This window comes from Enterobacter sp. PL_is511 (assembly GCF_055816065.1).
On the sequence record NZ_JBVPGP010000023.1, the window covers coordinates 510,494 to 524,367 of the forward strand.

General features: G+C 59.5%; 15 protein-coding genes. 4 read left to right on the plus strand and 11 right to left on the minus strand.

The window, feature by feature from the left end; translation table 11 throughout:
* Positions 1-23 precede the first annotated feature (23 nt).
* Entirely contained in the window at positions 24-254 is a 231-nt protein-coding gene (locus AC0TN7_RS14715; RefSeq protein WP_473702232.1) for a SymE family type I addiction module toxin, read from the minus strand.
* Positions 255-429: 175 nt separating this feature from the next.
* Here AC0TN7_RS14715 and AC0TN7_RS14720 point away from each other — a divergent pair, with 175 nt between their 5' ends.
* Complete coding sequence (locus AC0TN7_RS14720) at positions 430-774, plus strand: nitrous oxide-stimulated promoter family protein (RefSeq protein ID WP_024909244.1); 345 nt, start codon at positions 430-432, stop codon at positions 772-774.
* Between the two features lie 5 nt (positions 775-779).
* On the opposite strand, the gene AC0TN7_RS14725 is transcribed toward AC0TN7_RS14720, so the two are convergent.
* The 10 genes from AC0TN7_RS14725 to hypA form a co-directional block, all read right to left on the minus strand.
* Positions 780-2,000, minus strand: a complete 1,221-nt coding sequence (locus AC0TN7_RS14725) for an MDR family MFS transporter (RefSeq protein WP_473702233.1) — start codon at positions 1,998-2,000, stop codon at positions 780-782.
* Positions 2,001-2,016: 16 nt separating this feature from the next.
* Positions 2,017-2,778 carry a siderophore ABC transporter ATP-binding protein EitC gene (eitC, locus tag AC0TN7_RS14730; protein WP_048993021.1) on the minus strand — a complete coding sequence of 254 codons (762 nt, stop codon included), beginning with the start codon at positions 2,776-2,778 and terminating at the stop codon, positions 2,017-2,019.
* Positions 2,778-3,815, minus strand: coding sequence for a FecCD family ABC transporter permease (locus AC0TN7_RS14735; RefSeq protein ID WP_048993019.1), 1,038 nt, complete (start codon positions 3,813-3,815; stop codon positions 2,778-2,780). The genes eitC and AC0TN7_RS14735 overlap by 1 nt, the downstream gene beginning before the upstream one ends.
* On the minus strand, positions 3,815-4,813 hold the full coding sequence (eitA, locus tag AC0TN7_RS14740; protein ID WP_024909240.1) for a siderophore ABC transporter substrate-binding protein EitA: 999 nt from the start codon (positions 4,811-4,813) through the stop codon (positions 3,815-3,817). Before eitA ends, AC0TN7_RS14735 begins: the two co-directional genes overlap by 1 nt.
* A 152-nt stretch (positions 4,814-4,965) precedes the next feature.
* Entirely contained in the window at positions 4,966-7,038 is a 2,073-nt protein-coding gene (gene flhA / locus AC0TN7_RS14745) for a formate hydrogenlyase transcriptional activator FlhA (RefSeq protein ID WP_248272340.1), read from the minus strand.
* A gap of 57 nt (positions 7,039-7,095) precedes the next feature.
* A complete protein-coding gene (hypE, locus tag AC0TN7_RS14750; RefSeq protein WP_473702234.1) occupies positions 7,096-8,106 on the minus strand; it encodes a hydrogenase expression/formation protein HypE in 1,011 nt (336 codons plus the stop codon).
* On the minus strand, positions 8,103-9,224 hold the full coding sequence (hypD, locus tag AC0TN7_RS14755) for a hydrogenase formation protein HypD (RefSeq protein ID WP_090418430.1): 1,122 nt from the start codon (positions 9,222-9,224) through the stop codon (positions 8,103-8,105). The genes hypE and hypD overlap by 4 nt, the downstream gene beginning before the upstream one ends.
* 2 nt (positions 9,225-9,226) lie before the next feature.
* Positions 9,227-9,499 carry a HypC/HybG/HupF family hydrogenase formation chaperone gene (locus AC0TN7_RS14760; RefSeq protein ID WP_047650282.1) on the minus strand — a complete coding sequence of 91 codons (273 nt, stop codon included), beginning with the start codon at positions 9,497-9,499 and terminating at the stop codon, positions 9,227-9,229.
* Complete coding sequence (gene hypB, locus AC0TN7_RS14765) at positions 9,490-10,353, minus strand: hydrogenase nickel incorporation protein HypB (protein ID WP_148769285.1); 864 nt, start codon at positions 10,351-10,353, stop codon at positions 9,490-9,492. Before hypB ends, AC0TN7_RS14760 begins: the two co-directional genes overlap by 10 nt.
* A gap of 3 nt (positions 10,354-10,356) precedes the next feature.
* The gene (gene hypA, locus AC0TN7_RS14770; protein WP_029739533.1) at positions 10,357-10,707 is read right to left on the minus strand and encodes a hydrogenase maturation nickel metallochaperone HypA; all 351 of its coding nucleotides are present in this window, start codon (positions 10,705-10,707) and stop codon (positions 10,357-10,359) included.
* Positions 10,708-10,918: 211 nt separating this feature from the next.
* Between hypA and hycA the strand changes: the two genes are divergently transcribed.
* The 3 genes from hycA (at position 10,919) to hycC (ending at position 13,873) form a co-directional block, all read left to right on the plus strand.
* The gene (hycA, locus tag AC0TN7_RS14775) at positions 10,919-11,383 is read left to right on the plus strand and encodes a formate hydrogenlyase regulator HycA (RefSeq protein WP_024909233.1); all 465 of its coding nucleotides are present in this window, start codon (positions 10,919-10,921) and stop codon (positions 11,381-11,383) included.
* A gap of 70 nt (positions 11,384-11,453) precedes the next feature.
* Positions 11,454-12,062 (plus strand): 4Fe-4S dicluster domain-containing protein, encoded by a 609-nt coding sequence (locus AC0TN7_RS14780; protein WP_023308971.1) that lies wholly within the window; start codon positions 11,454-11,456, stop codon positions 12,060-12,062.
* Entirely contained in the window at positions 12,059-13,873 is a 1,815-nt protein-coding gene (hycC, locus tag AC0TN7_RS14785) for a formate hydrogenlyase subunit 3 (protein ID WP_267215545.1), read from the plus strand. Before AC0TN7_RS14780 ends, hycC begins: the two co-directional genes overlap by 4 nt.
* The last annotated feature ends 1 nt before the right edge of the window (position 13,874 follow it).

Genomic DNA, 13,874 nt, shown 5'->3' on the forward strand with positions numbered 1-13,874 from the left:
CGGCGCAGAAAAATGTCGTGGCTTTACGAGCCGTCTTCCGACATTAATTCAATGACAATTTTTCCATGCTCCACGTCCACTCTGACTCTGGAATGGGTCGTAAACCCCGCCTTTTCAAGCCAGTCACCTTTTAAGCTCAGCGCCGCATGTACGCTGTAACGCTTTGGTATCTTGGTATTGCGGTCTTCATGGCGCTTTCTAAAATATCCCACTTTTAAATGGCGATAGGGTTTGCCGATCGCGAGCTCTTGCATAGGGTCTCCAGACAACACGGACAAAGGTCATTTCTGATGCCTGTATAAAATACCAGTAATTATCGGTCGGTGCAGGGTGAAAACTGGAATCAGGCTTCAGGAAACGAAATGCAACCGCTGAAATACAGTGCTTAAAAGTGTATTATTAATGCACTTTATTATTCGGTAGGCCCTTATGTCCGGTAAACGCATCTCACGAGAAAAAGAGACCATCGCGAAAATGATCGCGTTGTATGAAAAGCAGTGTCCGCAGGCATCTCAGGAGGAAGGGCATTATCAGGCGCTCAACGCGTATGCCGATAAGCGCCTGGATAAGTGCGTTTTCGGTGAGGACAAGCCTGCCTGCAAGCAGTGTCCGGTACACTGCTACCAGCCTGCCAGACGTGAAGAGATGAAGCAGGTTATGCGCTGGGCAGGTCCGCGTATGTTATGGCGTCATCCTATCCTGACCGTTCGTCATCTGATTGATGATCGTCGTCCCGTACCGGAACTGCCGGAGAAGTACCGTCCGAAAAAGTGATCGGTTCAGCGTCTCAGCGGGCGGCAAATCACGTTCAGGGCCAGCGCGCTGCAGAGTGGGAAAAGGGCCAGCAGCAGCCAGGGATACATTGCCTGCGTTGAGGGCACCAGCGCGCGATCCAGCAGGCTGCCAAACAACAGATTTCCTGCCAGTACCGCAATGCCCCCGGCGGTGGCGAGTGCCCCGTAGTGCGCGCCAAGCGTGGACTCCTCCGCAAACCGAGGGATCAGATCTTTCGCCGATGGCACCAGCAGCATCTGTCCCAGCGTCAACAGCGTCACAAAGCAGACGGAAGGCAGTAAGCGCAGCCAGCCTTCCGGCGGCGTCATCGGGGCAAACATCGCCACGCTCGCGAAGGCGGCTGAAAGCAGCAAAAAGCCTACCGGCAGGAGCCTCACCGCGCCCACGCGCCGGGCGAAACGCGCCAGCGGCAGCTGTAATGCAACGATCAGCAACGAGGCCAGCATAAAAAGCGGGCCGAGATCTTTCTCGTTACCGCCAGAGCGTTGGATCTCCACCGGCAGCGCCAGATAGAGCTGGTTATAGCTTAACAGCCACGAGCTGTAGGCAATGATAAAGGCGACAAAGCGCGGCTGGCGGAACGTCGTCCACCAGGGAACGAGCTTCAGCGTCCGGGGGGCGTGGCGTGACGCGGGCAGGCAAAAGTAGAGAACCACCAGCGCAACGATAAAGACCCCTGCGCCCGCCAGCGCCACCTGGCGAAAGCCCAGGCCGGTGAGCAGGGCACCGGCAACCGGGCCCAGTACCGCACCGAGTTCCCCGCAGACCGCAAATAGCGCGAACCACTCCGCCCGACTTCGTTTTCCTTTCGCCTCGCTGTGCGTGCCCGCTTTCGCCAGCAATGCCTCAATAGACGGAGAAAACAGCGCGCCGCCCACGCCTGTCAGACACGCGCCCAGAATAATCGGCCACAGCGAGCCTCCAAACGCCAGCAGCAGATAGCCCGCAACGCGAATCATGCACCCGCTCAGGATAACGACTTTCGCGCCAAACCTGTCCGAGAGCGCACCACCGACGATAAACATCCCCTGCTGAGAGAACGTGCGCAGGCCGAGGATCAGCCCGATCAGCCCGCCGGAGAGCAGCATATCGTCGCGCAGGAATATCGCCAGGAAGGGGACAACGGCGTAAAAGCCAATGTTAAAAACAAACTGGCTACCCAGTAAGACGGGCGGCCAGAGCGTGGTGGCAGGGCGAAGGGGCATCGTTTTTCACTCGCCCCTAAACGATAAAGTGGATGTGCTTTTTGCCATGGAACGGCGAGATCTCGATTTTGGTTTTGACCCGGAAGACGTCCCAGAGCAACGACTCGGATAAGATATCCTGCGGTGTCCCCGTCGCCACAATTTGCCCTTTCTGCATCACAATCAGCGAGTCGCAGAACATCGAGGCATGGTTGAGATCGTGGATAGCGACGATGCTGGTGACCGGTAATTCGCTGATCAACTGCATCAGATGCATCTGATGATGGATGTCCAGGTGGTTGGTCGGTTCATCCAGCAGGATTTCCGTCGGAGTCTGGGCCAGCGCGCGGGCAATGTGGACGCGCTGGCGCTCGCCGCCGGAGAGGCTCAGCCAGCCCTGGTCACTTTTATCCAGCATATCCACGCGCTGCAGAGCGGCGGTGACGGTCTCGTCATCGTGGTTGCTCCAGTTGGAAAAGGCGGAGTGGTGTGGAATACGCCCAAGTTTCACCACGTCGCGCACGCGCATATTGGCGTCCGTCATGCCGTGCTGCTCCACGAAGGCGACCCGGCGGGCAAGCTGTTTTTTGGCGATGCGGGAGATGTCCTGCCCGTCCAGGGTAACGCAGCCAGCATCCGGGCGACGCAACCCCGCGAGGATCCGTAAAAGAGACGATTTCCCGCAGCCGTTAGGGCCAAGCAGTCCTACCGTTTCGCCCCGTGACACCTTCAGCGAGACGTCATTAACGATGACCTTTTTGCCGACCTTCCAGGTAATATTTTCCGCGCAGATGCTCATCACTTATTCCTTGAACGGTAGATAATCACGGCAAAGAAGGGGACGCCCACCAGCGCGGTGACCACCCCGACGGGCAGGCTTTGCGGCGCAATCAGCATGCGCGAGGCAATGTCTGCCAGCACCATCAGGATCGCCCCTGCCAGCGCGCTGGCAATCAGCAGCGTGCGGTGCAGCGGCCCGAACAGGAAGCGCATCACGTGCGGCACCACCAGCCCGACAAAGCCGATTGACCCCGCCATGCTGACGATGGTCGCGGTAATCAGCGCGGTAGTGGTAAAGAGCGTCAGGCGCACCCACGGGACGGCAATACCTAAAGAGGCGGCGGCGTCATCACCGAACGTGAAGGCATCCAGCGCCCGGGAATAGTAGAGGCAAACGGCTAATCCAATCAGTACCACGACCAGCGCCAGCTGGAATTCAGGCCAGCGTACGCCGCTGAAGCTGCCCAGCAGCCAGAACATCACGTCGCGCGCCTGCTGGGCGCTGGCGGAGGTGCTGATGGTGTAGGCGGTAATGGCGTTGAAAAGCTGCGAGGCGGCGACCCCTGCCAGAATGGTCCGTTCATTCCCGCCGCGCGCGCCGTTCGTCAGAAACGCGACAAACGCAAACGCGGCGAACGCCCCGGCAAAGGCACCGGCAGAGAGGGAGACCGCACCGGTGCCGATCCCCAATACGACGACAGAAACCGCCCCGGTCGACGCGCCCGCGGACACGCCGAGCACGTAGGGTTCCGCCAGCGCGTTCTTCAGCAGGCTCTGCAATACGGCACCGCAGATGGCCAGCCCCGCGCCGCAGCAGGCCGCCACCAGCGCGCGGCTCAGGCGAAAGTCCCAGATGACGCTCTCATAGATGCGAGTGAGCGGAACCTCGGTAAGCCCCATTTTATTGCTGATGGCGTAAAACACGTTATCCAGCGGGATGGACAGCTCGCCGACGCTGACGCTCAGGGCGATCACCAGAAATAACAGTACCAGGGCGAGCAAAGCCGAGGTCGTCAGAACCAGGCTCTGCCGGGCCTGAAGAACGGCGGATGTCATCAGTTCAGCCCCAGCTTTCTGAGCTGTTCGCCGACCTGCTCAGCCCCGTAAATCGTGCGGATCGTCGGATTCATCGCCTGGCCGTCCATCACCACGATGTGGCCTTTTTTTACCGCGTCCAGCTGGCTGACCGCCGGATCGCTCTTCAGGAATTTGATTTTCTCTTGTGCGTTATCCAGCGCCCAGCGGTTGCGGTCCAGGCTGGAGACCACAATCACATCCGGATTGGCGGCAATAATGCTCTCCCAACCCACGGTCGGCCATTCGGTCTCGGAGGTGATGGCGTTATGCCCGCCCAGCACGTCAGCGATGAACCCTGAGGCGCTGTTTTTACCGCCGACGTAGGCGTCCGCAGAAGGGGATGAGCTGGAGAACCAGAAGACAAACGACAGGTCTTTTTTGTTCTTGCCGAATTCCTTACGCAGGTCGGCCTCGCGCTTTTTGAAATCGGCAATCACGGCCTGGCCGCGATCTTCAACGTTGAAAATTTTAGCGAAATCCTCAATCTCTTTATAGAGATAGGTCATATCCCACAGCTTCTGGCGGCTGCCGTACATATCGCCGGCGGCCTTTTTGGTCGCGCACATGCCCGGTGATAAATAGCTGTTCACGCCGACAGTGGCCAGATCTTCACGCTTTGCGACCTTACTCTCCGGCCCAAGCAGCAGAGGAAGCTGGGCAGGAACAAAATCAGGGTTTTGCGAAAGGATGGATTCCAGCGTCGGGATTTCTACCGTCAGCGTTTTGATTTTTGCGTTCTGTTCCGCCAACTGCGGCAGCACTTTGGTCGGCCAGAAGGCGCTGGCCTTCACCTTATCTTCCAGCCCCAGCAGGAGCAAAATTTCGACGGTATTCTGGCCCAGGGCCACGACGCGTTCCGGCGCTTTGGTGAATGTTTCTTTATAGCCACAGTTTTCAATGGTCAGAGGATATGTGGTTGCCAGAGCAGAACTGACCGACGCAACCGCCAGGCCTAACGCGCAGATGACCTTCTTCATGAAACGCTACCCTTGATTAATATTATTATTGATGCAAATGAAACTCATTATTAAGGCGGAATTTTATACAGAGGAAACGATTTTGTGTCAATGAGGGACAATTGCGCGGGGTAACGAAAGGCGGTGCCAGAAAACACCGCCAGAGTAGGGGCTTAAGCCAGGCTCTCTTTCTCAATCCCGAGTCGCTTCATGCGCGACAGCAGGGTGGTGCGTTTTAACCCCAGGCGCTGGGCGGCACCTTTCGGCCCGGCGACTACGCCGTTGGTCTCTTTCAGCACGCGCATAATGAGCTGATATTCATCTTCTCCCTCTTTCGCTGTCTCGGCGGCGGGCAGGGTCACGTCAGGCGGCGTCACTTCAGGCAGGGAGAGCTGCAGCACATTCCCCCGCGTCAGCAGCACCGCACGTTCGATGACGTTTTCCAGCTCGCGCACGTTGCCGGGCCACTCCATCGATGAAAGGGTACGCAACGTCTCGGCAGGAATGCTGTCGATATTTCGCCCCATCCTGCGCGCGATCTTGGCGGTAAACGCTTTGACCAGCAGGGGGATATCTTCCGGGCGCTCGCGCAGCGGCGGCAGGAAGATCGGGAACACGTTCAGGCGATAGTAAAGGTCGCTGCGAAACTCGCGGTCGGCGACCATTTTTTTCAGATCGCGGTTGGTGGCGGCAATCAGCCGCACGTCGGTCTGGATAAGCTTGTTGCTTCCCAGGCGCTCAAACTCCTGCTCCTGCAACACGCGCAGCAGTTTCGGCTGTAGCTCCAGCGGCATATCGCCCACTTCGTCGAGAAACAGCGAGCTCTTGTCCGCCAGCTCAAAACGGCCCAGCCGCTGGCTGCTTGCCCCGGTGAATGCACCGCGCTCGTGGCCGAACAGATCGCTTTCCAGCAGCCCTGCGGGCATCGCGGCGCAGTTCATCTTCACCATCCGACGGCTGTTGCGGTTGCTCAGGTTGTGGATGGCGCGGGCAATCAGCTCTTTACCCGTACCGGTTTCGCCCAGGATCAGCACCGTGCTGTCGCTTTGCGCCACCATCTCGACCTGCTTGAGCACACTGTACATGGCGTCGCTGCGCCCGATGATTTCACCAAACTCGCTGTCCACGTTGTTGAGCTGCTCGGTCAGGGCCAGGTTCTCATCCACCAGACGCTCTTTCAGACGATGAATTTCCTGATAGGCGAGGGCGTTATCCAGGGCGATGGAAATACGCTCGGCGATCTGACGCAGCAGCTTCAGGTTGGCGGTGGTGAACACGCCTTCCTCACACTGCGCCAGCTTAAGCACGCCCAGCATGGTGTTGCCGGACATCAGCGGCAGCAGGCACAGGGTCTGAATTTTGTTGCCCCAGGTGTTAAACAGCATCCGCTCGTACGGCGCGACAGGATCCTGCTCGTTCAGGTTGAGCAGGAGGATCTCTTTGCTTTTGAAGACTCGTTCAGAAAGGGTCCCCGCTTCATCTACTTCGCTCTGCTCGTGTGCCGGGTTGGCTTCATCAAGATAATGCGTGGAGTAGATGTTCAGCTTGCCCTTGCGATGGCCGCGAAGCGCAATGCTGATGGCGTCGATTTTGAAATAGTGATGGATCTCTTTCGAGACTTCGCTCACCAGTTCATCCATGTCGAGCCGTGACAGCACGGCGTTAGTGATGGCGACCAGAATGCGGAAGTTGTCGCGTTCGCGGCTCAGCAGGTCGTAATCCACATTATTGGTGACGCGGCTTTGGATCTGCTCAGCGACGACGGCCACAATCTGGGTAAAGGTGTGCAGGCGTTCGTATTCCGCCTCGCTCCAGGGCTGGTCGGTGGTGCGGATAAACTCGCAGCCGCCAAAAATCTGGCCCTCTGCCGCCAGCGGCAACATGCAGTAATGCCCGAAAGGTTGATAGAGGTTACTCTCCGCGAGCCGCGGCCACGCCTGGCGGAACTCCTCAAAGTTGCAGTGCAGCACTTCAGGTCGGGAGAGAATGCGGCGCACCGGGCCATGCGCGAGATACGTTTCGTCTTCGTATTCAAACGTTTTGCCATTGTCACGCGTTGAGTAGTAGCTCGCGCGGTGCGTTCCGCTATGCCACAGTACAATTGCGGCGCTGTCGGCCAGCGCCGACTGCCTGACCAGCCGGGTCAGGGCATCGCTCAGCGCGCCGAGATCGGGCTGCTGTAAAAGTGTGCGCGTGATGTCAAACAGGCCCTGCTGTCCAAGATCGCTCATCGGTGTATACGGCATAGTGCTTTCCAGTAGAAACGAGCAAAAAAATCCATGCTGACCGCTTTTGGCGCGGTTCTAGCAAATACGGGGTAAAGGTTCCGCGTGCGGCAGATCCAGCGTGCGCTTCACGCCATAAAGCCCGGTCAGGCGCACCCCTTTGCGCTCAACCACTTCACCAATCATTGCCGCCTCTTTTCCTGACGGATGAGCCCGCAGCTGTTCAAGAACGGCTTCCGCTGCCGCGCGTTCAACGCCAATCACCAGTTTGCCTTCGTTTGCGAAGTTAAGCGGGTCCAGCCCCAGCAGTTCGCAGAGCCCACGAACGGCGGGCTTAACGGGCAGGCTGCGCTCGGTGAGTTCAATCCCATACCCGCAGCTTGCTGCAAATTCGTGGGCCACGGCATTCACGCCGCCTCGCGTGGCATCCCGCAGGGCTTTCACGCCGGGCACGGCCCGCAGCGTCTGAATCAGCGGGGTGAGCACCGCGCAGTCGCTGCGCAGTTCCCCGTCCAGCCCCAGCCCTTCACGCAGGTTAAGGATGGTCGCCCCGTGGCAGCCCAGCGTTCCGGTCACGATCAGCACGTCGCCCACGCTAAGCTGCTGCGCGCCCCAGTGAATATCGGCGGGGATCGCCCCCACGCCGGCGGTGTTGATAAACAGCTTGTCGGCCGCGCCGCGCTGCACCACTTTGGTATCGCCTGTAACGATAGCTATCCCCGCCTCGCGCGCGGTCTGCGCCATGCTGTTGACCACTGTTGTGAGCGTCTCCATCGGCAAGCCCTCTTCGAGGATAAACCCGCAGGAGAGGTAGCGCGGAACGGCGCCGCTGACGGCGACGTCGTTGGCCGTGCCGCAGACGGCGAGCTTGCCGATATCGCCACCCGGGAAGAACAGCGGATCAATGACGTAGCTGTCGGTGGAGAAGGCCAGCCTGTCGCCCTGGGCGGTGAGGGTGGCGAGGTCAATGCGCGCCTGGTCTTCCTGTTCGGCGAGCCAGGGGTTGTTAAAGGCCTCCATAAACAGCCGGTTAATCAGCTGCTGCATCGCCTGTCCGCCGCTGCCGTGCGCCATTTCAACCGTATTCATGCTTCACTCTCCTGGTTGCGATACTGATACCACGCGGCACACGCCCCTTCGGAGGAGACCATCAGCGCGCCAAACGCCGTTTGCGGGTTGCAGGTATTGCCAAATAACGGGCACTGATGCGGTTTGCATTTGCCGGTGAGCACCTCGCCGCAGCGGGCCCGGGGATCGTCGCAAACCTGCTGCGGCTGCGGGCGGAAATGCGCTTCGGCGTCGAATGTGCGATAGGCTGACGTCAGGCGCACGCCGGATTCGGCAATCAGCCCCAGACCACGCCATTCGCTGTCGCCCTCAACGCTAAACACGTCGGCTATCGCCTGCTGTGCCCGTTCATTTCCCGCATCCGGCACCACGCGCCGGTACTGGTTTTCCACTGCACTCAGGGCCGCTATTTTCTGCTCAACCAGCATGGTGACACCTTGCAGTAGATCAAGTGGTTCGAAACCAGCGACCACTAACGGACGATTGTACTGTTCAGCGATAAAACCGTAGGCGTCTGTGCCAATCACCATGCTGACATGCCCCGGTGCCAGAAAGGCGTCAATGCCGTTTCCCGGCTCTTCCAGCAGGCTGCGCAGGGTGGGGATAAGCGTAATGTGCTGGCAGAAGAAGAAAAAGTTATCGACGCCGCGCGCTTTCGCCTGCTGCAGCGTGATGGCGGTGGCGGGCATGGTGGTTTCAAACCCCAGGCCAAAGAACACCACCTTGCGCGCGGGATTATTCTCTGCCAGCGTCAGGGCATCCATCGGCGAATAGACGATCCGGATGTCGGCTCCGCGCGCTTTTGCCTGCAGCAGCGAGCCGTTTTTCCCCGGCACGCGCATCGCGTCGCCAAAGGTGCAGAAAATGACGTCGGGCTGGCAGGCAATTTCAATGCAGCTGTCGATGCGCCCCATCGGCAGAACGCAGACCGGGCAGCCGGGGCCGTGGATAAACTCGATGTTCTCCGGCAGCAGCTGGTCGAGGCCAAATTTGAAGATGGCGTGCGTGTGTCCGCCGCACACCTCCATGATCCGCAGCGGTCTTTCTTTCGTGTAGTCCAGTCGCGCTGCGCGCGTTTTCAGGTAGCCGATAAGCTGCAGCACCTGCTCCGGCGCGCGGTATTCATCAACGTAACGCATGATTACCGCTCCTCGCCGTACAGCAGCGCACCCACGTCAGGCTCCACGTCGAACATATTTTGCAGGGCGTCGAGCGTGTCGCGGGCTTCCGCTTCGTTAATCACGCTCATGGCGAACCCCACGTGGACCAGCACCCACTGTCCGAGACGCGAAGCGCCGCTTTCATCGGTGCTGCCCACCAGCGTCAGGTCGACGTCGCGCAGGATGCCGCAAACCTCGACTTTGGCCTGATTACCGTCGATGGCGTGAATTTGTCCAGGGACGCCTATGCACATCGCTCGTTCTCCAGCCACTGTAGCCAACTGTCCATGCCGTCACCGCGCGTGGCGGAGACCAGCAGGATCTCAATCTCCGGATTCACTTCACGGGCATAAGCCAGGCACTTATCCACGTCGAAATTCAGGTACGGCAGCAGGTCGACTTTGTTCAGCAGCATGACGGACGCGGCGGCAAACATATGCGGGTACTTCAGCGGTTTGTCTTCGCCTTCGGTCACCGAAAGCACCGCCACCTTGTGCCGTTCGCCCAGGTCGAAGCTCGCCGGGCAGACCAGGTTGCCGACGTTTTCAATAAACAGAATTCCGTCATCCGCCAGCGGCAGACGCGGGGCGGCGTCGGCAATCATCTGCGCATCCAGGTGGCAGCCTTTGCCGGTATTAACCTGAATCGCCGGGGTGCCGGTTTCGCGAATACGCGCCGCGTCGTTAACGGTTTGCTGGTCGCCTTCAATCACCGCGCAGGAGACGCGTCTGTTCAGGCGCTTGAGCGTTTCCGTTAACAGCGTGGTTTTGCCGGAGCCGGGGCTGGAGACCAGATTCAGCACCAGCTGTTTGCGGGTGGCAAAGCGCGCGCGGTTGCGGGCGGCGATCTGGTTATTTTTGTCCAGCACGTTGATTTCCACCTCCAACATCTGGCGCTGGCTGATGCCCGGCGCGTGGGTGCCCGCCTCCCCGTGGCCGTAGTGCAGATCGCCCACTTCGGAGCGCTGCGGAGCGAAGGTGATACCGGTCAGTGCCGCAGAAGGTCGTGGGGCAGGAGAAAAGGGCGCGGAGCGAAACGCGGAATGGGGGCGATGTTCATCCCCTTCTATATACAGGTTGCCTTCGGCGCAACCGCAGGTACTACACATACTTTACTCCTTCTCGATTTCGAGACGTTGGATCTGCATGCCGTCATCCGCCACGATGCGAAGACCGGTGCTCTGACACTGCGGACAGCGCTGAACCTTTGATGACAGCAGGGTGACGTACTGCTGGCACTGTTCGCACCAGCACTCCGCCTGCTGCTCTTCAATATGCAGTTCGCAGCCTTCCGCCAGCGTGCCGCGGCACACCAGTTCAAAACAGAAATTCAGGGCGCTGGTCTCGACGCAGGAAAACGCCCCGACCTTCAGCCAGACGCCGGTAACGCGTTTCGCGTGGTTTTGCACTGCCTGCTGCTCGATAAGTTCCAGAGCCCGCTGGCAGAGGGTGATTTCGTGCATGACGCCTCCTCAGTGAATTGCGCCATTGAATGCAATAACGATGCCAGCTTGATTTTTGTTAAGGCGTGACGATGTCAACGCTGTCGAAATGACACGTCGACACCGCGGCGTTGACAGCGGTTTTGCAATTAAACACATTAAAAATCATAAAGATAAAAACTGGCATGGAATCTGCTTAACAGCCGCTATCTCCATTAAACGGATACCTTCTATGACTATTTGGGAAATCAGCGAAAAAGCGGATTACATCGCGCAGCGTCATCAGCAGCTGCAGGACCAGTGGCACCTTTACTGCAACTCGCTTGTTCAGGGCATTACCCTCTCGAAAGCGCGTCTTCACCACGCGATGAGCTGCGCGGCACAGGGGGATATGAGCTTTGTCCTGTTCGGCCATTTCACGATCAACGTGACCCTGGCAGATAACTTCAACAGCCACACCATCGAGTACCACCTCGAGACAAAAGACGGCGAAAAACAGTGTATTGCGAAGGCGCAGCTGATGGCTGACGGCATGGTGGACGGCCACGTCAGCAACCGCGATCGCCAGCAGGTGCTGGAGCACTATCTGGAAAAAATCGCGCCGGTCTATAACGGCCTGTACGCCGCCGTTGAACGCGATCTCCCGGTCAACCTGAAGCAGCTGATGGACGGAAATACCTCAGCTAACGTGGCCTGACCCTTGCGTGTCGAGAAGTGTCGACAAGACAGTTTTTCGTCAAAAATGACTATCACCAGAGGATGACCCGGTGAACCGTTTTGTAATTGCCGACTCGACGGTCTGTATTGGCTGTCGAACCTGTGAGGCGGCGTGTTCGGAAACGCATCGCCTGCATGGGCTGCAGTCCATGCCGCGCCTGCACGTCATGCGTAATGAAAAAGAGTCTGCCCCGCAGCTCTGCCATCACTGTGAAGACGCCCCCTGCGCGGGTGTCTGCCCTGTGAATGCCATCACCCGCGTTGATGGCGCTGTCCAGCTGAACGAAAGCCTGTGCGTAAGCTGCAAGCTGTGCGGCATCGCCTGCCCGTTCGGCGCGATTGAATTTTCCGGCAGCCGTCCGCTGCACATTCCGGCGAACGCTAACTCGCCAAAAGCCCCGCCTGCGCCACCGGCTCCGGCACGCGTAAGCACGTTGCTGGACTGGGTGCCCGGCATCCGTGCCGTGGCGGTGAAGTGCGACCTGTGCAGCTTCGATGAGCAGGGTCCGGCCTGCGTGCGCACCTGCCCGACTAAAGCATTGATTCTGGTTAACATTCGCGACATCGCCCGTACCAGCAAGCGCAAACGCGAGCTGACCATCAACAGTGATTTTGGCGACCTTTCTCTGCTACAGGCGCTTAACGAGGGGGCGAAATGAACGCGGCAATGATGATTACCAGCGCGGTAGCCTGTTTTACTGCCGCCGCTGTTCTGGCGCTGATCTTCTCATTCCATAAAACCCTGAGCGGCGCGATCGCCGGGATTGGCGGGGCGGTAGCTAGCCTGATGACGCTGGCGGCAGGCGGCGTTGTCCTGCTCGGCGGCCAGTCCGCAGAAACCGTGATGCCGCTGATTCGGCACACCGTTGAGATCACGCCCCTGAACGCCATCTGGCTGGTGACGTTTGGCCTGTGCGGGCTGTTTATCAGCCTGTTCAATATCGACTGGCACCGCCACCCGCATGCTAAAGCCAACGGCCTGCTGGTTAATCTGCTGATGGCGACGGCGGTCTGTACCGTTATCGCCAGCAACCTCGGCGCGCTGGTGGTGATGGCGGAGATCATGGCGCTGTTCGGCGTGTTCCTGACGGGCTGCAGCGCCTCCGGCAAGCTGTGGTTTGCGCTGGGACGCCTGGGGACGCTGCTGCTGGTGCTGGCCTGCTGGCTGGTGTGGCAACGCTTTGGCACGCTGGATTTCTCTGCGCTCAACGGGCATCCGCTGGGGAATGACGTCTGGCTGCTGGGCGTTATCGGCTTTGGCCTGCTCGCTGGCATCATCCCGCTGCACGGCTGGGTGCCGCAGGCGCATGCGAATGCCTCCGCGCCCGCCGCCGCGCTGTTTTCGGTGGTGGTGATGAAAGTGGGTCTGTTCGGAATTTTGGCGATTACGCTGACCGGCGGACAACCGCCGCTATGGTGGGGCGTTGTGCTGCTGATCGCCGGAATGATTACCGCGTTCGTCGGCGGCCTGTACGCGCTGATGGAGCACAATATCCAGCGTCTTCTGGCGTACCACACGCTTGAAAATATCGGCATCATCCTGCTCGGTATTGGCGCGGGCGTAACCGGGCTGGCGCTCAATCATCCGGCGCTAATCGCGGCCGGTTTTATCGGCGGTCTTTATCACCTCGTTAACCACAGCCTGTTTAAAAGCACCCTGTTCCTCGGCGCGGGAAGCCTCTGGTTCCGCACCGGCCATCGGGACATCGAAAAGCTGGGCGGGATTGGCAAAAAGATGCCGGTAATTTCACTGGCGATGCTGGTCGGGCTGATGGCGATGGCCGCGCTGCCGCCGCTGAACGGCTTTGCCGGGGAGTGGGTGATCTATCAGTCCTTCTTCGCGCTCGGTCAGAGCGATCTCTTTATCGCGCGTTTGCTCGGCCCGCTGCTGGCGGTCGGGCTGGCAATTACCGGGGCGCTGGCGGTGATGTGCATGGCGAAAGTCTACGGCGTGACCTTCCTCGGCGCGCCGCGCACCCGCGAAGCTGAAAACGCCTGCTGCGCACCGTTGTTGATGGGCGTGAGCGTGGTCGCGCTGGCGCTGTGCTGCATCGCGGGCGGCGTCGCCGCACCGTGGCTGTTGCCGCTGCTGGGCAACGCCATTCCGCTGCCGCTGACCGTGGCGAATACCACCGTCTCTCAGCCTATGATCGCGCTGCTGCTGATTGGCGCACCGCTGCTGCCGCTCGTCCTGATGCTGTTCTTCAAACGCGACAGGCTCACCTCCCGCGCGCGCGGTGCGGCGTGGGCCTGCGGCTACGAACATGAACAGTCGATGGTTATCACCGCCCACGGTTTCGCCATGCCGGTGAAGGAGAACTTCGCCGCCGTGCTGAAGCTGCGCCACTGGTTGAATCCGGTGGCCTGGGTACCCGGCTGGCAGAGCGCCGCCGCGCCCGCGCTGTTCCGCCGTCTGGCGGTCATCGAGCTGGCGGTGCTGGTGGTCATTGTGATTTCACGAGGAGCCTGAC

Coding starts and splice junctions, on each gene's coding strand:
- AC0TN7_RS14735 (WP_048993019.1), bottom strand. CDS start 3,815: ATGACATCCGCCGTTCTTCAGGCCCGGCAGAGCCTGGTTCTGACGACC.
- eitC (WP_048993021.1), bottom strand. CDS start 2,778: ATGAGCATCTGCGCGGAAAATATTACCTGGAAGGTCGGCAAAAAGGTC.
- hycA (WP_024909233.1), top strand. CDS start 10,919: ATGACTATTTGGGAAATCAGCGAAAAAGCGGATTACATCGCGCAGCGT.
- AC0TN7_RS14760 (WP_047650282.1), bottom strand. CDS start 9,499: ATGTGCATAGGCGTCCCTGGACAAATTCACGCCATCGACGGTAATCAG.
- flhA (WP_248272340.1), bottom strand. CDS start 7,038: ATGCCGTATACACCGATGAGCGATCTTGGACAGCAGGGCCTGTTTGAC.
- hycC (WP_267215545.1), top strand. CDS start 12,059: ATGAACGCGGCAATGATGATTACCAGCGCGGTAGCCTGTTTTACTGCC.
- eitA (WP_024909240.1), bottom strand. CDS start 4,813: ATGAAGAAGGTCATCTGCGCGTTAGGCCTGGCGGTTGCGTCGGTCAGT.
- hypD (WP_090418430.1), bottom strand. CDS start 9,224: ATGCGTTACGTTGATGAATACCGCGCGCCGGAGCAGGTGCTGCAGCTT.
- hypE (WP_473702234.1), bottom strand. CDS start 8,106: ATGAATACGGTTGAAATGGCGCACGGCAGCGGCGGACAGGCGATGCAG.
- AC0TN7_RS14725 (WP_473702233.1), bottom strand. CDS start 2,000: ATGCCCCTTCGCCCTGCCACCACGCTCTGGCCGCCCGTCTTACTGGGT.
- AC0TN7_RS14720 (WP_024909244.1), top strand. CDS start 430: ATGTCCGGTAAACGCATCTCACGAGAAAAAGAGACCATCGCGAAAATG.
- AC0TN7_RS14715 (WP_473702232.1), bottom strand. CDS start 254: ATGCAAGAGCTCGCGATCGGCAAACCCTATCGCCATTTAAAAGTGGGA.
- hypB (WP_148769285.1), bottom strand. CDS start 10,353: ATGTGTAGTACCTGCGGTTGCGCCGAAGGCAACCTGTATATAGAAGGG.
- hypA (WP_029739533.1), bottom strand. CDS start 10,707: ATGCACGAAATCACCCTCTGCCAGCGGGCTCTGGAACTTATCGAGCAG.